This window comes from Halomonas sp. A3H3 (genome assembly GCF_000982975.1).
In the GTDB taxonomy this organism is placed as follows: domain Bacteria; phylum Pseudomonadota; class Gammaproteobacteria; order Pseudomonadales; family Halomonadaceae; genus Vreelandella; species Vreelandella titanicae.
The window spans coordinates 4,785,935-4,802,616 of record NZ_HG423343.1; the positions used below are offsets into that span (position 1 = coordinate 4,785,935).

Annotated in this window: 18 protein-coding genes, 1 tRNA gene and 1 pseudogene; 14 read left to right on the plus strand and 6 right to left on the minus strand. The window is 52.5% G+C overall.

The features are described from left to right. Positions 1-108: 108 nt before the first annotated feature. The gene (locus HALA3H3_RS21755; protein WP_009286567.1) at positions 109-669 is read left to right on the plus strand and encodes a hypothetical protein; all 561 of its coding nucleotides are present in this window, start codon (positions 109-111) and stop codon (positions 667-669) included. A 49-nt stretch (positions 670-718) separates the two neighbouring features. Here HALA3H3_RS21755 and HALA3H3_RS21760 read toward each other — a convergent pair whose 3' ends face one another. Both HALA3H3_RS21760 and HALA3H3_RS21765 read right to left on the minus strand, forming a co-directional pair. Further along, on the minus strand, positions 719-1,693 hold the full coding sequence (locus HALA3H3_RS21760; RefSeq protein ID WP_009286566.1) for a serine/threonine protein kinase: 975 nt from the start codon (positions 1,691-1,693) through the stop codon (positions 719-721). A 54-nt stretch (positions 1,694-1,747) separates the two neighbouring features. Beyond that, on the minus strand, positions 1,748-2,452 hold the full coding sequence (locus tag HALA3H3_RS21765) for a ComF family protein (RefSeq protein WP_022523665.1): 705 nt from the start codon (positions 2,450-2,452) through the stop codon (positions 1,748-1,750). Between the two features lie 83 nt (positions 2,453-2,535). Here HALA3H3_RS21765 and HALA3H3_RS21770 point away from each other — a divergent pair. The 3 genes from HALA3H3_RS21770 (at position 2,536) to HALA3H3_RS21780 (ending at position 4,626) form a co-directional block, all read left to right on the plus strand. Then, a tRNA-Leu gene (locus tag HALA3H3_RS21770) sits at positions 2,536-2,620 on the plus strand. A gap of 310 nt (positions 2,621-2,930) precedes the next feature. Further along, positions 2,931-3,590: a hypothetical protein gene (locus HALA3H3_RS21775; RefSeq protein WP_022523667.1), complete on the plus strand. Its 660-nt coding sequence runs from the start codon at positions 2,931-2,933 to the stop codon at positions 3,588-3,590. 49 nt (positions 3,591-3,639) lie between these two features. Then, positions 3,640-4,626 (plus strand): hypothetical protein, encoded by a 987-nt coding sequence (locus HALA3H3_RS21780; protein WP_022523668.1) that lies wholly within the window; start codon positions 3,640-3,642, stop codon positions 4,624-4,626. Positions 4,627-4,737: 111 nt separating this feature from the next. Here HALA3H3_RS21780 and HALA3H3_RS21785 read toward each other — a convergent pair whose 3' ends face one another. After that, a complete protein-coding gene (locus HALA3H3_RS21785; protein ID WP_022523669.1) occupies positions 4,738-5,499 on the minus strand; it encodes an SDR family oxidoreductase in 762 nt (253 codons plus the stop codon). 182 nt (positions 5,500-5,681) lie between these two features. On the opposite strand from HALA3H3_RS21785, the gene HALA3H3_RS21790 reads away from it, so the two are divergent. The 4 genes from HALA3H3_RS21790 (at position 5,682) to HALA3H3_RS21805 (ending at position 9,357) form a co-directional block, all read left to right on the plus strand. Continuing rightward, positions 5,682-6,167 carry an FxsA family protein gene (locus tag HALA3H3_RS21790; RefSeq protein ID WP_022523670.1) on the plus strand — a complete coding sequence of 162 codons (486 nt, stop codon included), beginning with the start codon at positions 5,682-5,684 and terminating at the stop codon, positions 6,165-6,167. A gap of 235 nt (positions 6,168-6,402) precedes the next feature. Then, entirely contained in the window at positions 6,403-6,696 is a 294-nt protein-coding gene (locus HALA3H3_RS21795) for a co-chaperone GroES (RefSeq protein WP_022523671.1), read from the plus strand. An 85-nt stretch (positions 6,697-6,781) separates the two neighbouring features. After that, the gene (groL, locus tag HALA3H3_RS21800) at positions 6,782-8,425 is read left to right on the plus strand and encodes a chaperonin GroEL (protein ID WP_022523672.1); all 1,644 of its coding nucleotides are present in this window, start codon (positions 6,782-6,784) and stop codon (positions 8,423-8,425) included. Between the two features lie 200 nt (positions 8,426-8,625). Continuing rightward, positions 8,626-9,357 (plus strand): RNA methyltransferase, encoded by a 732-nt coding sequence (locus HALA3H3_RS21805; RefSeq protein ID WP_022523673.1) that lies wholly within the window; start codon positions 8,626-8,628, stop codon positions 9,355-9,357. A 66-nt stretch (positions 9,358-9,423) separates the two neighbouring features. Here HALA3H3_RS21805 and HALA3H3_RS21810 read toward each other — a convergent pair whose 3' ends face one another. Next, positions 9,424-10,773 carry a Na+/H+ antiporter family protein gene (locus HALA3H3_RS21810; RefSeq protein ID WP_022523674.1) on the minus strand — a complete coding sequence of 450 codons (1,350 nt, stop codon included), beginning with the start codon at positions 10,771-10,773 and terminating at the stop codon, positions 9,424-9,426. Positions 10,774-10,939: 166 nt separating this feature from the next. Between HALA3H3_RS21810 and HALA3H3_RS21815 the strand changes: the two genes are divergently transcribed. From HALA3H3_RS21815 to HALA3H3_RS27915, 5 genes and pseudogenes are all read left to right on the plus strand, one after another. Further along, positions 10,940-12,148, plus strand: a complete 1,209-nt coding sequence (locus tag HALA3H3_RS21815) for an MFS transporter (RefSeq protein ID WP_022523675.1) — start codon at positions 10,940-10,942, stop codon at positions 12,146-12,148. Next, the gene (locus HALA3H3_RS27715) at positions 12,145-12,270 is read left to right on the plus strand and encodes a hypothetical protein (protein WP_258955957.1); all 126 of its coding nucleotides are present in this window, start codon (positions 12,145-12,147) and stop codon (positions 12,268-12,270) included. Before HALA3H3_RS21815 ends, HALA3H3_RS27715 begins: the two co-directional genes overlap by 4 nt. 59 nt (positions 12,271-12,329) lie before the next feature. Further along, the gene (locus HALA3H3_RS21820; protein ID WP_238326101.1) at positions 12,330-12,746 is read left to right on the plus strand and encodes an ion channel; all 417 of its coding nucleotides are present in this window, start codon (positions 12,330-12,332) and stop codon (positions 12,744-12,746) included. Positions 12,747-12,777: 31 nt separating this feature from the next. Beyond that, positions 12,778-13,785 (plus strand): annotated as a pseudogene (locus HALA3H3_RS21825) (cation:proton antiporter domain-containing protein); the annotation flags it as partial. Between the two features lie 138 nt (positions 13,786-13,923). Continuing rightward, entirely contained in the window at positions 13,924-14,319 is a 396-nt protein-coding gene (locus HALA3H3_RS27915; protein WP_370657682.1) for an NAD-binding protein, read from the plus strand. A gap of 174 nt (positions 14,320-14,493) precedes the next feature. Here HALA3H3_RS27915 and HALA3H3_RS27760 read toward each other — a convergent pair whose 3' ends face one another. Continuing rightward, on the minus strand, positions 14,494-14,700 hold the full coding sequence (locus HALA3H3_RS27760) for a metal ABC transporter permease (protein ID WP_022523678.1): 207 nt from the start codon (positions 14,698-14,700) through the stop codon (positions 14,494-14,496). Positions 14,701-14,901: 201 nt separating this feature from the next. Between HALA3H3_RS27760 and mntR the strand changes: the two genes are divergently transcribed. After that, a complete protein-coding gene (gene mntR, locus HALA3H3_RS21835) occupies positions 14,902-15,381 on the plus strand; it encodes a manganese-binding transcriptional regulator MntR (protein WP_022523680.1) in 480 nt (159 codons plus the stop codon). Between the two features lie 180 nt (positions 15,382-15,561). On the opposite strand, the gene HALA3H3_RS21840 is transcribed toward mntR, so the two are convergent. Further along, complete coding sequence (locus HALA3H3_RS21840) at positions 15,562-16,320, minus strand: DUF3750 domain-containing protein (RefSeq protein WP_022523682.1); 759 nt, start codon at positions 16,318-16,320, stop codon at positions 15,562-15,564. Positions 16,321-16,682: the final 362 nt, after the last annotated feature.

The following is a 16,682-nucleotide window of genomic DNA, read 5'->3' on the forward strand; positions in this document are numbered from 1 at the left end:
CTGCGTCAGAGCGCCGCGCCACGCAATTTGTCCCCCCAATGCCTGTGATATAATAAAGCGTTTTTATTTAACTGCCTTTATTGCAGGCGCCAACATTGAGAGCTCGCCATGTCATTCAAGCCAACGCCTTTGTGGTTAACCGCCCTTGCAGCCCCCTTTCTTGCTACACCGCTCTTGGCTACCGCTGCAGACGCTACGCTTTCGCTGCCCAATGAAGCAACCGTCGGCGTAGAGGTTGTGGAAGAGCTTGCGTTTGAATCAAACCAAACGCGCCTTAACGATATTTTGCTACACCCTACTCAGGCTGCTAGCGCCTCACACTCTTTACCGGAATACTGCGTTATCGTAGGCAGGGCGCAACGGGTTGATGAGCGCATTCGCGTTACCACCCAAGAGGCGACCTGTATTGAAACACACGACGCTGACAGCGATATTTTCACTGGCGAATTTAGCGCCAGCGCTTATGGCGAAGATGGCCAATATGGTATCGCCTGCGAAGGTTCACAGTGCGCACTCTCCCCTGGTCAGACATTCCTTCTCACACTGGATCAACCCGTAGAGATTGAAGAACTGGACAATCCGTCTGCAGAGCTTAACGAACAGCGTCGCCAAGCAGACGGAGAAGGTATCGCCAACCCTGTGCCGCGCGACGAAGCCGTGCCTGATTGACCTTGTTCTAATATCGCCATAACAAAGTCAGTGGTGAGCTGAAAGCTCATTACGCCAGCCAGCGTGGGTTCTCTAACTGCAGGCACTGCTGCTCTAATTGGCGGATATGCTGATCCCAGTAGCCACTATCCGCCAGCCAGGGGAACGCCCGAGGAAAAGCGGGATCCTCCCAACGTGATACCAGCCACGCTGAGTGCCTGATCAGCCGATAACTCCTAAGCGGCTCGATAAGCGCCATCTGCTCGCTAGGAAACGGGCACGTCTCTTCATACCCTTCGGTAATTTCACTTAACTGCGATCGCCATCCCTGCGGGTCATCGGTGGGCAGTAGCATCCAAATATCCTGCATGGCGGGCGCCATGGTGCAGTCGTCAAAATCGACCAGGGTAAACTGCTCGTCACGCCCCAGCACATTCCCCAAATGGCAGTCGCCATGGCAGCGAATCATGCTGCTGGCGGGCACATTATGTTTTAGGAGCTGCTGGTGAACCTTTTCGATCACACGGTCATAGGCCCGGCGCTGATGACGGCTCATCCAATTGCTGGCCAGCACGCGCTGCTGAGCATCAAGAATACCGCTCGCCATTTCTAAACGCGGGCGATGCTGAAAGGTTTTTTTAGCTGACACTTGGTGCAACCGCCCCAGCAACTCCCCCATGGCAAATAGGTGCGATGGATTATCAAGCTCTGGCGCCTGGCCGGGGCAATGGGGGAACAGCGTAAACCGAAAGCCCTTAAAATAGTGTAAAGACGCCCCCGCCTTATCACGCCAAGGGGCAACGACCGACACCTGTTGATCTACCAGCTCCTGCAGAAAATCATGCTCTTCCTGAATCGCACTGTCTGACCAACGATCAGGCCGATAAAACTTAACAATCCAGTTCTTGCCATCGTCATCGCGAAATAGCAGTACACGGTTTTCATAGCTATTTAGCGCAAAAGGCTCGCCTGCAGGCCAAATATCCAGCGACTCCACTGCAGACATCACTAAATCAGGCGAAAGAGAGCTAAACGGGTGTGACATAGGCCACTCCTGGGTTGGCGAAAGAGCTAATGAATAAGCGAAAAGACTATTCTATCAATCCTTACCTAACGGTGTCCGTGCGGCCGCCCAAATATCAACACGTTTGGCACCTGCCTCCAGCGCAGCGCGCCCTAATGCGTTGCCTGTGGATCCGGTGGTGACCACATCATCGATTATTAACAAATGCGCCGGGGGCGGTGATTCAAAGACAAAGGCACCCGCCAGGTTGGCAGCCCGTTGGCGGCGGTTCAACGTGCGCTGGGAGGGGGAATCCTTTATCCGTTTGGCCGACACCATGGGAATTCCAAGCTGGCGGCTGAGATGTTCGGCCAACCAGTGCGACTGGTTAAATCCTCGGGTGCACGCATGCGTGGTAGTCATAGGCACTGATAGAAGTGCGTTTCCCAGGTCTATCGGCGGGGTTAAGAGCATCAATTCAGCCAATAGTGTGCCCGCCCGCGGAGAAGCATGAAATTTAAAATCATGCACCAACTGTTTGATCAACCCTTGATACAACAGCCCCGCTTGGGTGGTCGAAAATGCCGGTGGGTCAACTAAGCAGTGCCCACACAAGCTCGTACCATGAGCAACGGGGTCACCGCATTGGCGGCAGGCATGTAGGTTCCACGGCAGCTCGTACAAACAGGTCGCGCACCACCCTTGCCCTGCGGATGCCGGCGCCAAACAAAATGCGCAGTAGCCGGGCATGGCCTGCTTTACCCAATTACTACCCCACTGTAGCCACCTCTTTAATGCCATGCCCTCTCCTGACTGCCATATGCATTAATATCAAATCATTGATTGACTTCCATCACAAAGTTGATAATATACGCCTCGTCTTAGCGGATGTGGTGGAATTGGTAGACACGCTAGATTTAGGTTCTAGTGCCGTAAGGTGTGGGAGTTCGAGTCTCCCCATCCGCACCAATTACTTGTTAGTTTTCAAGAAGTTAGCACAACCCCCTTGTATTTTGAATAGCTTCCAAACAGCTTTTTGGTCAGTATTCTTCGCAAAATACCTTCTCTTCGTTTGAAAAATACCAATGGCTTAATGCCATTTTTTTGGTGTCTGTTATTTGCTCAATACTACCTCTATCAAAGGCCGGTTTGGCTGACTTACCCCCACTTTTCCGCTAGTCTCTATTCCTAAATAATGCTACCCAACCTCCCTCAATGGCTATCATCAAAAGCCCGCGTCAGGGATTAACACCAATAACAATGAGAAGGATCTCATATAATGGAATGGCTCAACGATAATGCTCAGGCAATCTCGGCTGTAGCGAGCATTTGCACACTCTTTGTATGGGTATTTTACGCCCAGCTACTTTATAACGGCTATGTGCGACAGCGTCGCCCCCGCGTGATCATTAATCGCGGCAAGGGTATCGGCGCGGACTCCATCTGCTTAATCAGCAATATGAGCAGCGAAGCGATCTATGTTCAACACCTGGTAGCGGTACTGCATACCCAAAAGGGCAGTTACTCCCTTGACGTAGTGGAGTACCAGCAGCACGGTGGTGAACAGCAAACGGGTAGCCAACAGAAAGGTGAGCAACAAGAACCCAGCTACCGCACTCATCAAGGCCCGCTAGCTTCCGGGGATTATCTGAACATTCAATCGTTTGGTGATATTGTGAATCAGGTTAAAGATTATTGGGAAATCGATGATAATCTACTGCAAGAGCAGAATATTCAGCTTGAAATTCGCGTTATCGCTATTTATGGCTCCGAGGATATGCCGACAGGCGCGTCACGAACCTTTAACCTCGACCTTAACGCGCCACCCAATCACCAGCTTATCCCGGCGAGCGTCGATACGGATCGACTCAATAGCCGCGGCCAACGCAAGCGTGTGCTGGAGTGGGCAAAAGAGATTGAGACCCATAAAGCACGCTAAATAAACGCTATTGTTAAGCGGCGACGCCCCATTACCGAGACTATCGACGATGCATAAACTGTTAACCCTCTGCTGGCTTGGCCTACTCACTACGGTCTCGACGAATGTGTATGCCGAAGAGGAAGATAGTGACTTACCCGAGTGGGCGGAAGAGCGCATTGAGCCGTTTCGTGAAAGCGTAGGCAACTGGGTTGATAACACGTCGCGCCGCATCGATGGATTCTTTGGCACTGACGACCATATGCAGGTCAACAACGAGTCCTATCTGCGTTTCGGCCAAGAGATTGATTGGATGGAGGGAGATGGCACCCGCGGCGACACCACCCTTCGTTACCGTATTGACCTACCTACCTCAGAAGATCGCCTGCGACTGGTCATCGAGAGTGACCCGGAAGAGTCGCAAGGCACCCTAGAAGAGCAGGGCTCTGGACGCCTTGCCAATGACCAGCGTGACCGTCGCAGCTCTACGCTCGGCCTGGATTGGCTAGAAAGCCGCGATAAACGCGAAAACTGGAGCAATCGAGTAGGTGCCGGTGTTCGCCTACGCCTCCCTCTTGACCCCTACGTGCGTTTTACCAGCGAGCGCCTGTGGCAACTGGGTGAAGGGCCGTGGCAGCTTGAGTCAAATAACCGCGTTTCATGGTTCAACAATGAAGGCTACTCAGCACGCACACGCTGGGATGTCGGCCGACCGTTGAGCAAACGCCGCCATTTACGTTTTATCTCTACCGTCCAGTGGCGTGAGGAAGAAGACAAACTCGAGTACAGTGAGGTTGCCGAAATCAATCACCGCATCAACCGCCGCAGTGCACTGCGCTACTCGGCTATCGCCATCGGTGAAAGTGTGTCCAATCCTCGCATGACCAATTACTATCTTCAGACGCGCTACCGCCGCGATCTTCATAAAGGTATTTTATTCGCCGATGTGATTCCGGAGCTACACTTCCAGCGCGATGCCAGCTACGACCCACGCTGGGCGATGACCCTGCGCCTTGAGATGTACTTTCAGCGCAAAATTAACCGCGACTACTTTTAAGCGTTATGTACAGATGAGTGAGTTCACGCGCTCATCTACACACACAACGCGGGCGGCCTTTTAGAGCCGCCCATCTATGCAACACGCCTTTGTCTTACCACGGCCAAGAAACTACAGCCGTAAACCGCCGTCACACTCAATGATGCGCCCAGTGAAGTAGTCGTTCTCCATAATAAAGGCAACGCTTTGGGCAATATTATCGGGCTCACCCAAACGCTTTAACGGCACGCTTGACGAGATACGCTCCAACATATCAGGACGCATCGCAGCGGTCATTTCGGTAGCCACAAACCCAGGCGCTACGGTGCCGGTACGAATACCATAGCGTGCCAACTCCTGGCTCCAAGTGACGGTCAACGCATGTACGCCCGCTTTTGCGGCAGCGTAATTGCTTTGCCCCATATTGCCTGCCCGGGAAATACTGGAGATATTGACGATCACGCCTTCATGTCCGGCTTCAATCATCTGAGTGGCGGCTTCGCGACCACATAGGAAAACGCCAGTTAAATTGACATTAATAACGTTTTGCCAAGCCTCTAAGGACATGCGCTTTTCCACTTGCCCCTCTTTGGCTTTTACCAGCAGCGCATCCTGGGTAATGCCCGCATTATTGACACAACCGCTGACAGGCTCCATGCGTTGCGCAATATCGGCAAACGTCTGAGTCACGGAGGCTTCTTCGGCGACATTCACCACAAACGCCTGGGCATCGATACCTTCCGCGGCAAGTTGCGATACTGCCTGATCAAGCGCTTCAGCGCTCATATCCAATAGCGCCATGCGTGCACCTTGCCTGCCCAAGCGCAGCGCCATGGCATAACCCAACCCTCGCGCCCCACCCGTGACTGCAATGACTTTATCGGTAAGTACCATTCGAGACTCCTTACAAAAGATTAAACCAGCTTCATTGTGCATCGCAGCATAGAAGAATTATGGACATAAATCGAGCTACATCATCGCTGGAATACGCCATGTCAGCTGCTTGCTATTTATATTTATGTCACCATATTACGCAATTACGACGGTTTTCGAGTCGCTTTTGCTAGGAGTTAGCCATGCCAATCCTTATTTTCATATCACTCTTCACTCTACTTGATTTTGTGGTTCTGTTTTCGATTGGCAGCCAGATTGGCCTGCTCACGACGCTACTTTTGGTGCTCGGCACCGGCTTTGTCGGGCTACACCTGATTCGTAAAGAGGGTGTATCCACCTTTGCGCGGGCACGCCAGCGCATGGAGGCTGGTGAGCTCCCCTCCAGCGAGCTATTAACTGGCGCTGCACTTATCTTCGGCGGTGCCTTATTAATGGCCCCAGGCTTTTTGTCTGATGCAGTAGGCTTGGCATGCTTAATTCCCAGCGCACGCCAGTTGATGTTCAAGGCCCTAACTTGGCTGGGGCTTAAAAAAGTTGCTGGGCAACAGCAAGGCCCAAGTGATTCATCGGCCCAGACTAATCAAAATCAAAATCGCCAATCGTCACAACAGGATGGCCCCATTGAGGGAGATTTTATCAGTCGCGATGAGCCCCGACGCCGTCGTTAAGGTTTCCCTCGGTAGAAAATCAACGAAAAAGCAATTTTTTTATTACCCGCCCCCTTGAAAGGTCATCCGCAGCCCCCATTTTTCATTCAGCACACAAATTCGGCGGCGATCTATACGGTAGCTGCCATTAACAAAGAAGACCGTGAGGTCTTCACTTCTCGCGGGTTACTCCCTCGAGAACACTTTTAGGCTAACCGCCCTCACCAGGGCTTCAACCATACTCAGGAGAACGTGAATGAATATCCGTCCTTTGCACGATCGTGTCATCGTCCGTCGCGTTGAAGAAGAGCAGAAAACTGCAGGCGGCATCGTGCTTCCGGGCAATGCACAAGAAAAACCGACACGCGGTGAAATCCTCGCCGTCGGTAACGGTCGCATTCTGGAAAATGGTGATGTCCGCCCGTTAGACGTCAAGGTTGGCGATAACGTGATCTTTAAAGATGGCTACGGCGTCGAGAAGCAAAAAATCGACGGCGAAGAAGTCTTGATCATGAGCGAAGCCGATATTCTTGCCGTTGTTGAAGGCTAAGCATCGTTGCAGCTGGTACTTATTTAACCAGTGCTTCGACTATTTACTTTCACGTTTTTGCATTCAATATTAGGAAGTAGCAGATATGTCAGCTAAACAAGTTAAGTTCTCCGATGATGCTCGTAAACGCATGGCCCGTGGTGTCGACGTTCTCGCCAACGCGGTAAAAGTTACCCTCGGCCCGAAAGGCCGTAACGTAGTACTGGAAAAATCTTTCGGCTCCCCCACCGTTACTAAAGACGGTGTTTCTGTTGCCAAAGAGATCGAACTGAAAGACAAGTTCGAAAACATGGGCGCGCAAATGGTGAAAGAAGTCGCTTCACAGACTTCTGACGCTGCAGGCGATGGCACGACTACCGCTACTGTTCTGGCCCAGGCCATTATCGCTGAAGGCCTGAAAGGCGTGACGGCGGGCATGAACCCGATGGATCTTAAGCGCGGCATCGACCAAGCGGTCAACGCAGCGGTGAAAGAAATCAAAGCAATGTCTGTCCCCTGCACCGACACCAAGTCAATTGCCCAGGTTGGCACCATCTCTGCAAACGGCGACAAGCGCATCGGTGAAATCATCGCCGAAGCGATGGAAAAAGTCGGCAAAGAAGGCGTCATCACTGTTGATGAAGGCCGTGGCTTTGAAGACGAGCTGGAAGTCGTTGAAGGTATGCAGTTTGACCGCGGCTACCTCTCGCCCTACTTCGTTACCAACCAGGACACCATGACGGTTGAACTGGAAGATCCCTACATCCTGCTAGTGGATAAAAAGATCTCCAACATCCGTGAGCTGCTGCCAGTGCTAGAAGCCGTTGCCAAGCAAGGCAAGCCACTGGCCATCATCGCTGAAGATATCGAAGGCGAAGCCCTGGCAACGTTGGTTGTGAACAACATGCGCGGTATCGTTAAAGTAGCCGCTGCTAAAGCACCGGGCTTCGGCGACCGTCGTAAGTCCATGCTGCAGGATATCGCTATTCTGACTAACGGCACGGTCATTTCTGAAGAAGTCGGCCTGACGCTTGAGCAAGCCAACCTGGATCACCTGGGTACTGCTAAGCGCATGACGATGTCTAAAGAAAACACCACTATCATTGATGGTGCTGGTGCAGAAGGCGATATCGAAGCACGCGTTAGCCAGATCCGCGCGCAAATCGAAGACACCTCTTCTGACTACGACAAAGAGAAACTGCAAGAGCGCGTTGCCAAACTGGCAGGCGGTGTTGCCGTTATCCGCGTCGGTGCTGCCACCGAAGTGGAAATGAAAGAGAAGAAAGCCCGTGTTGAAGACGCTCTGCACTCTACTCGTGCAGCAGTTGAAGAAGGCGTGGTGCCTGGTGGTGGTACAGCACTGGTTCGCGTAATGGCCAAAGTACAGGGCCTTACTGGCGATAACGAAGACCAGAATCACGGTATCAACATGGCGCTACGCGCTATGCAGTCACCGCTGCGTCAAATCGTTTCCAACGCTGGTGAAGAGCCTGCCGTTGTGATTAACCGTGTGAAAGATGGCGAAGGAAACTTCGGCTACAACGCACAAACCGGCGAGTACGGCGATCTGTTCGAAATGGGCGTCCTGGATCCAGCGAAAGTAACCCGTACTGCACTGCAGTCCGCTGGTTCTGTTGCTGGCCTGATGATCACCACTGAGTGCATGATCGCAGAAGATCCGGAAGAGAAAGACTCTGCACCTGATATGGGTGGCATGGGCGGAATGGGTGGCATGGGCGGCATGATGTAATGCAACCCTGAGCCCTTCGCTCTATCGACGGCTAGCATTTAGCTGTCAACAAGAACCCCGCCTTGTGCGGGGTTCTTGCGTTTTGAGGCGCCTACAGGCGTGAGGTTGTCGATAGCGTTTTGTCAGCCATTTCCAGGGCCGAACGTGCTACTATCTGGGCGATTTTTTTAAGCTACATTTTCACTACTGGGCACCAGCGCATGTTGCAGCATATCCGTATCGTACTCGTTCAGACCTTCCACCCCGGCAATATCGGCGCGGCGGCACGGGCCATGAAAACCATGGGTTTAACCGAGCTGGTGCTGGTTAATCCACGTCTGTTTCCCGATGAAGAAGCAACTCGACTAGCGGCAGGTGCCACTGATGTCCTGGAGAGTGCGCGGGTGGTTAGCTCGCTGGAAGAAGCCGTTAACGACTGCGTGCAGGTCGTGGGTGCCAGTGCACGCTTGCGCAGCCTGCCCCTTCCCCACTTTGACGAACCGGATGAGATGGCAACAGACGTCATCCAGAACGCTCAAACGGCGCCGGTGGCACTCGTATTTGGGCGTGAACGTTCGGGGCTGACTAACGATGAGATTCGCTGCTGCACGCATCAGGTCAGCATTCCTGCCAACCCTGATTACGGTATTCTGAATCTATCCCAGGCAGTACAGATACTCGCTTATGAAGTACATCGCGCCTGGCGTAAAGGTGATGGGAGCGGTTTTACTTATCAGCGCCCGCTGGAGGCAACGCCACCCAGCCGCGAACAGTTCTTACACTTTCAAGCGCATCTGGGCCGCTTAATGCAGGAAAGTGGCTTTTTAACCCAGCCCCACGCCCGCACTGAAGAGCAACTTCAGGCGCTCTTCGCCCGTGCTCAACCCAGCCGCAAAGAGCTTTCGCTTCTGCGGGGGCTATTAAGCGCGTTTGAAAGCCATCTGCCTAAATAGTGATAGAGTTAAAGCGACTAAAAAGGGACAACCAAGTTGTCCCTTTTTAGTTTGAAGATAAGGCTTTTAGAACATCATTGCCGCTAGCCAGCCAAAGCCGACTAACGGAATGTTGTAGTGCAGAAACGTTGGCACCACGCTGTCCCACATATGATCGTGCTGACGGTCAACGTTAAGGCCTGAAGTGGGGCCCAGGGTAGAGTCAGAGGCAGGCGAGCCTGCATCACCCAACGCCGCTGCCGTACCCACCAGCACCACCGTGGCCATGGGAGAGAAGCCAAACTGTACCGCCAAGGGCACAAAGATGGCAGCAATAATGGGAATGGTTGAGAACGACGAGCCGATACCCAGGGTAATGAATAGCCCTACCAGCAGCATCACCAGTGCCGCTAAGCCGCGGTTATCGCCAAAGAGTGAAAAAGCACCCGACACCAGCGCATCAATCTCTCCCGTGGTTTTCATGACCTCGGCAAAGCCCGCTGCGGAGATCATGATAAAACCGATCAGCGCCATCATGCGCATACCACTGGTAAATAGATCGTCTGCTTCGCGCCACTTAAAGATGCCCCCCATTGAAAGCAGGCCAATCCCTACCAAGCCACCCAGTATCATTGAGCCACTGTAAAGCTGGAGGCCGAGCGCTGCGACGATTGCCACCCCCGACATCACAAGCCCCAACCTATGAGGTTTGGCGGGCGTATGGCCTTCGGCAACGTTGGCGTTAGCGATATCTTCGGCCTGATACTCACGCGGGCGGCGGTAACTCCAAAATAGCGCAACGATTAGCCCCAGCGCCATCCCCCCTACCGGTACTGCCATGGCCAGCGGCACCATGCCACGGGTGATCTCTAAACCCAGCGGTTCCCCAGCGCTATTTAAGTTGGCCAAAAGAATATCGTTTAGAAAGATCGCCCCAAACCCTACCGGCAGCAGCATATAAGGGGCCGTTAAACCAAAGGTAAGCGCACAGGCCACCGCGCGTCGATCCAACTTTAAGCGGTTCATCACGGTTAATAGCGGCGGAATCAGCACCGGTATAAAGGCAATATGTACCGGGATAGCGTTCTGAGAAGAAATAGCCACCAACAACACAGCCGTTAGCAACAGCATTTTGACCCGCGTCTGCTGCGCAACGGTTGCCTCTTTTTTACCCAGCAGCGTAATCAAACGATTAGCCAGCATATCCGGTAGCCCAGAGCGAGAGATCGCCACAGCGAAGGCCCCCAAAGTGGCGTAGGCCAGCGCCACCTGGGCCCCGCCGCCCACGCCTGTATTAAAGGCTTCCAGAGTTTGTTCTAGTGACAACCCGCCCACTAACCCGCCGACTAAAGCGCCCACCACTAACGCAAATACCACTGAGACACGCGCCAGCGATAGCGCCACCATCACCAGCACCGCAAGAATTACTGCATTCATGAAAATCCTTAGAGCTATTGAGAGGTCATTAACGGCGAAGGGGGCGGATTTTAGCAGATTAATAGCATAAAACTAATACTGCCTTACTTACCTATTCCTAGCTTCTAAAAGCGCACAACGCATGCGATAGTGAGCTAACTGTTAGCCTGCCAACAAAGAGAACATCATGGCCTTCGTTCTTCGCCACTCGCTGCTGCTGATTATATTGGGAAGCTTGGTTATTTCCACGGCCATGGGCTTACGCCATGGTTTCGGACTCTTTATGGAGCCCCTCAGCAGCGAGCTCGGCTGGGGGCGTGGCGTATTTGCTTTTGCATTAGCCTTACAAAACCTGGTTTGGGGCTTATCACAACCCTTTACCGGGGCGCTCGCGGACCGCTTCGGTGCGGCCAGGATTATCGTTGTTGGCGGCTTGCTGTATGCCTTGGGGCTGCTGTTTATGAGCCTCTCTACGTCAGAACTAGGCATGACGGTCAGCGCTGGGCTGTTGATTGGCCTTGGCCTCTCCGGTACCACATTCTCGGTTATTTTAGGTGCTGTGGGGCGCGCAGTGGCGCCTGAAAAACGCAGTATGGCCATGGGGATCGTTAGCGCAGCGGGCTCGTTTGGGCAATTTGCCATGCTGCCTGGCACTCTGGGTTTGCTCGAGTGGCTCGGCTGGGCCGCAGCGCTGATGGCGATGGCAGCTATCGCGACCATCATTATTCCCCTGGGGGCAATGCTGCGCGACAAGCCCTCCGCCAAAACGGCATCCGATTTAAGCCTCAAAGATGCGCTCAACGAAGCAGCAGGCCAAAAAGGCTTCTGGCTACTCTGTTTAGGCTTTTTTGTCTGTGGCTTTCAGGTGGTGTTCATTGCCGTGCACCTCCCCGGCTACTTATTCGATAACGGCCTGGCGGTAAAGGTGGGCACGACGGTACTGGCCTTAGTGGGACTGTTTAATATTGTTGGCACTTATACCGCGGGTTGGATGGGCGGCATCTGGTCAAAACCCAAGCTGCTAACCTGGCTCTATTTGATTCGCGGCGTGGTGATTACGGCGTTTGTTTATTTGCCGTTAAGCCCAGTTAGCGCCTATCTATTTGGTATCGTCATGGGGCTTCTATGGCTCTCTACCGTGCCGTTAACCAACGGCATTGTGGCTTCCGTGTTTGGTGTTCACCACCTCTCCATGCTGGGCGGCATCGTATTTCTGTTTCACCAGTTAGGCTCTTTTATGGGCGTATGGCTGGGTGGCTATTTTTATGACCTTACTGGCAACTATAATACGGTCTGGCAAATTGCTATTGTGCTCTCGGTCGTCGCTGCTGCACTGCATTGGTTTATCAATGAAAAGCCGCTCGAGCGCTCGCAGTCAACAACGGTGATCCCATGACACGCAATAATTTACTCAAGGCCATGGTGGCAACTCTGCTGTTTAGCTGTTTAATGCTTGCATGGTGGGGCTGGCAGCATATGGATGCTGCCTTGCTACTGATGGGAACCCGGTTATGCTAACGAGCAAAGGTTGACTACTTGCTAAGATGACTATTCCTTACCCTGAGCATGTCACCGTGGTGGTAACCACTTTTATTACCGTGGTCATTGCGGTGCTGCTTCACTATGAAGCCCTGTGGCTTATCTCGCACCAAATAGAAAAATCTCGAAGACCACATCGGCAACGCATCCTGGCGATGGCGTTTGGGGTATTGATGACCCACGTTGTCGAAATTTGGCTATTTGGCATCACTGGCTGGTGGCTTACCGAGCAATTAAGCATTGGTGCTTTACATGGGTATGACAACTTCAACATCCTTGATTATATCTTCTTCACTGCGGTGACCTATACCACCGTGGGCTATGGCGATATATATGCCATTGGGCCGGTACGTTTTCTGTACGGCACGCTGGCTTTAACAGGCTTTGTATTGATCACTTGGTCAGCATCATTCACTTTTATAGAAATGCAAAAGCACTGGCGAGTTGGAAGATAATCAGCTTCGTTACGCGCTCTAGGGATCCGGCATGTTTGAAGTGGTTATTCTATCGGTAGCGTTTATCTTTGGTATCGCAGCACGACAGCTAAGTTTACCGCCACTCGTGGGGTTCTTATCAGCAGGGTTTGCACTCAATGCCTTTGGGCCCAGTATTGGCCTCCCAAGTGATGCGGGCCCAATGCTTGAACACCTTGCCCATCTAGGGGTTCTGCTACTGCTGTTCACCATTGGTCTTAAACTCAATATCCGCAGCCTGGCAGAACCCGTTGTGCTAGGAAGTTCCTTTATACACTTGGCAATTACCTGCCTGTTGTTTACATCTGGTTTTGTCATTTTTCTATCGCTGCCCCTGGACAAAGCAATTCTGCTGGCCACTGCGCTGTCTTTTTCAAGCACGGTATTAGCGGCCAAAGTCCTTGAAAGCAAACGCGAATTACGCGCCCTACATGGCCGAATTGCGATTGGCATTCTGATTATTCAAGACCTTGTGGCTTTAGCCGTTCTCAGCATCTACAGCGGCAACTCCCCTAGCCCCTGGGCCGTGCTGGTTTTTTTGGTGCCGCTATTAAGGCCAGTACTTTATTGGCTTATGAACGCGGCGCAGCACGATGAATTACTGGTGCTACTAGGCGCCGTATTAGCCATTGCCGTTGGCGGCATGGGCTTTGAAGCAGTGGGTTTAAGCTCAGAAGTAGGAGCCCTGGTCATGGGCCTACTGCTGGCCAAACACCCCCGTGCGCAAGAATTATCCAAGGCGCTCTGGGGGCTGAAAGAAGTGTTGTTAATCAGCTTCTTTCTGCAAATAGGCATGGCTGGCTTACCTGATCAAGACGCACTGCTATTTGCGGTTATCCTAGCAGTTCTGCTTCCGCTTAAAGGGATCCTGTTTTTTGCACTACTCATTGCCTTCCGAATCAGGGCACGCAACGCCTTTTTGGGAGGCTTAAGCTTGACGGCTTACAGTGAGTTTGGCCTGATCGTCGCTGCGAGCATTTTGCAAGAGTGGCTTGTTCCTTTGGCAATTACCGTTGCCTTGTCGTTTGTCATCGCCGCACCGCTGAATCGCATTGCCCATCAGCTTTTTGATCGCTGGGAGAAACACCTGCTCTGTTTTGAGCGGTACGCCCGACATCCTGACGAACAGCCTGTGGATTTAGGCAACGCCACCATCTTAGTGCTAGGCATGGGGCGAACCGGTAACGCCGCCTACGACTTTTTTACCGATAAAGGTTTGTCTGCCGTGGGCATCGATTCAGATCCCAATAAAATAAATACCCAACGGCATGTTTTTTATGGTGATATTGAAGATGTGGGATTTTGGCATCACCTGCATATTACGCAAATAACCGCAGTAACGCTGGCCACCCCAGAACTTGAGAGCAAGCTTATTGCCACCCGCGAACTGCGTAAAGCGGGCTTCACTGGCCACATTATTGCGGGCATCCACTTCCAAGATGAAGCCGAACCGCTGCATACCGCTGGAGTAGATCAAACGTATTTGCTGATGACCGGTGCTGGCATCGGTATTGCCGAGAAAACCTGGGAATGCCTGCAGTCGCCGCCGTTGTAAACGCTTAAGTAAATGGTGCTAACCAATTTGACGATGGCGCCAAAAACGCATCAGCCCCCCTGCTTGGGTGAGAAAAGCAGCGCCATAAAGAACCAGCAGGTAGCAACGAGCACGATCGCAACGCACGAGGCAATGCCCAACACCACCGAAAGCCATAGCCCGATGATCGTCGAGCTACCCTACACCCACGGAAATCAGCATCATGGTTTTAAAACGGTCGGTGAGCAGGTGTGCCGTTGCTCCTGGGGTGATCAGCATCGCCATCACTAAAATGATCCCCACCGTTTCCAAACTCGCCACGATGGTAGGGAAGGAGAAGTCGCATTCTCTTGCGCTTTGGCACTGGGCGCTTCGGTACAGGCTAGTGCAGCACTCAGCCATAGCGGTAGGCTCAAGGCCATACCCAGATTGCGCTTACTCATTGTCTCTCCTTTTTTGTACATGACCGATAAGTAGACTGCAGCTCAACAAGAAAGCATTGTGCAAATAGTTTAGCCTTGGCTAACAATATTGCACAAAAATACGTTACTATCCCAGCGACTATCCAATGATTGTTCCCACTGCTTCCGATATAATTTACCAATGACTGATTCTAATCCGAACGCCTCATTGACTGCCCCAAGCATCCCTGGAGATGCCCTGCCCCCTGTGGAGCAGCATGCCCAGCAGTATGCAACGGTGCGAAATGCCCACGAAACCGAACTGATTGAAGACTATGTTGAGCTAATTGGCGACCTGCTGGCACACCGCGGCGAAGCGCGCGCGGCGGACATTGCCAGCCGTATGGCGGTCAGCCAGGCGACGGTTTCAAAAATGATTCGGCGTTTAAATGAGCTGGAGTTGGTTACTAGCAAGCCTTATCGCTCGCTGTTTCTAACCGAAGCGGGTCAAAAAATGGCGGAAACGTCACGCGCCCGCCACGATATCGTGCTGCACTTTTTACGCGCCCTTGGGGTGAGAGATGCGACTGCGCGTATTGACGCTGAAGGCATGGAGCACCATGTGAGCGACGAAACCCTCGCTATCATGCAGCGCTTTACCGAACAGCAGCAAAACAGCTAACCCCACTACTCCTCATCAGTGGGAAAACGCAATTGATTCGCCTGGGTAATGGCGCCGTTCCAAATCATTTCCAAATAAGTGGTTTGGATAATGTCAGCAACGCAGCTTGGTGTCATCAGCGCCCAGTAGTTACTAGTTTAATAAAAAGTATCTGCAAACACAGTTTTTTACTCTTATTGATCAACCTTCTGTTACCTTGACGGGCATCCCCAACCGCCCGATGCCCGGCAATTTCAAAGCGGGTCGCATGACATCGATACCAAAGCTCAAGCCCAGGAGGTTAAGTTCAATGCCCTCCTCAAGCGCCAACATAATGCCAACCACCCCACCCAAAGACAGCTGGTAACCGCTGCCGCTGGGCGCAGCAGCAAAAACGCCATTGAAAATATAATCCTTACCAATAGCAGTTACCGGGAGCGTCACCTCAAAGCCTGGCACTTCGCGTATAACCCAGGCAATAAAGCTATTGCTGTTCGGGCCAGGCCATACTCGATAAAGCTCAGCTTGTGGGTAGTCAGCGGCGGCGGCCTCTATCTGCGGTATTATCTGTGCAGCCACCTCGCCGCGATAGTCAGCCAACAGTGTAGGAGGACTGCCAAACCAGGCTCGATCAGGCGTGTCGATTGAAGACACCACCGTGGGACGCCGCCAGCTCAACACCTGATGCAGTCGGTAACTATCGGCGTTTTCAGTCTTGGTCGCAATCCAGATATGCTCGCCAAACGCTCCGCGCCAGTTATAAGCCCGGGCTGAATATACCTGAACGACGGCTTCAGCGTTCACCGCTGGATCAGGCGCTATGCCAGCAGATGACCGATCCAGCGACGACCAATGCCCATCGGTCGCCACCTGATTACTCGCCAATAGCCAAACAGGCCCCGCTAACAGCAACGCTAACAGCGCCACTAGACTATGAAGCCAACGCAGTAGCATTTTCATCGCATTATCCGTAATTGGAGATTATCTGTTTATTACCGCGATAGCTCAATGGGTGCAAGTATAGATTCCAACGACGCCATGCGCTCTATAGAGTATGATCAATAGTACAGTAAGCTACTTTTCAAGCACCACTTGAAAAATTAAAGAAAAATTTAATCGAGTAGGAAGGGGAGTCGCCTCCCCTGTCCTCTCACACCACCGGGCATACGGTTCCGTACCACGGCGGTTCATGCAGAACGTTTAAGCCATCTTACCGTATCCAGTACCGAGATCAGTCCCTGGTCATAAAACCATTTCCTCGGCAGGGCCTGATTCATGTGCGAAGCCCCGGCATTCCACCAGGGGCCTCGACCGTTCCCCGC

What these genes read in the sequence shown, in the direction of transcription:
- HALA3H3_RS21790 (WP_022523670.1), top strand. Translation starts at nt 5,682, where the DNA reads ATGCCAATCCTTATTTTCATATCACTCTTCACTCTACTTGATTTTGTG.
- HALA3H3_RS21785 (WP_022523669.1), bottom strand. Translation starts at nt 5,499, where the DNA reads ATGGTACTTACCGATAAAGTCATTGCAGTCACGGGTGGGGCGCGAGGG.
- HALA3H3_RS21780 (WP_022523668.1), top strand. Translation starts at nt 3,640, where the DNA reads ATGCATAAACTGTTAACCCTCTGCTGGCTTGGCCTACTCACTACGGTC.
- HALA3H3_RS27715 (WP_258955957.1), top strand. Translation starts at nt 12,145, where the DNA reads ATGACACGCAATAATTTACTCAAGGCCATGGTGGCAACTCTGCTGTTT.
- HALA3H3_RS21795 (WP_022523671.1), top strand. Translation starts at nt 6,403, where the DNA reads ATGAATATCCGTCCTTTGCACGATCGTGTCATCGTCCGTCGCGTTGAA.
- HALA3H3_RS21775 (WP_022523667.1), top strand. Translation starts at nt 2,931, where the DNA reads ATGGAATGGCTCAACGATAATGCTCAGGCAATCTCGGCTGTAGCGAGC.
- HALA3H3_RS27760 (WP_022523678.1), bottom strand. Translation starts at nt 14,700, where the DNA reads ATGGCTGAGTGCTGCACTAGCCTGTACCGAAGCGCCCAGTGCCAAAGC.
- HALA3H3_RS21815 (WP_022523675.1), top strand. Translation starts at nt 10,940, where the DNA reads ATGGCCTTCGTTCTTCGCCACTCGCTGCTGCTGATTATATTGGGAAGC.
- groL (WP_022523672.1), top strand. Translation starts at nt 6,782, where the DNA reads ATGTCAGCTAAACAAGTTAAGTTCTCCGATGATGCTCGTAAACGCATG.
- HALA3H3_RS21805 (WP_022523673.1), top strand. Translation starts at nt 8,626, where the DNA reads ATGTTGCAGCATATCCGTATCGTACTCGTTCAGACCTTCCACCCCGGC.
- HALA3H3_RS21755 (WP_009286567.1), top strand. Translation starts at nt 109, where the DNA reads ATGTCATTCAAGCCAACGCCTTTGTGGTTAACCGCCCTTGCAGCCCCC.
- HALA3H3_RS21840 (WP_022523682.1), bottom strand. Translation starts at nt 16,320, where the DNA reads ATGAAAATGCTACTGCGTTGGCTTCATAGTCTAGTGGCGCTGTTAGCG.
- HALA3H3_RS21810 (WP_022523674.1), bottom strand. Translation starts at nt 10,773, where the DNA reads ATGAATGCAGTAATTCTTGCGGTGCTGGTGATGGTGGCGCTATCGCTG.
- mntR (WP_022523680.1), top strand. Translation starts at nt 14,902, where the DNA reads ATGACTGATTCTAATCCGAACGCCTCATTGACTGCCCCAAGCATCCCT.
- HALA3H3_RS21765 (WP_022523665.1), bottom strand. Translation starts at nt 2,452, where the DNA reads ATGGCATTAAAGAGGTGGCTACAGTGGGGTAGTAATTGGGTAAAGCAG.
- HALA3H3_RS21760 (WP_009286566.1), bottom strand. Translation starts at nt 1,693, where the DNA reads ATGTCACACCCGTTTAGCTCTCTTTCGCCTGATTTAGTGATGTCTGCA.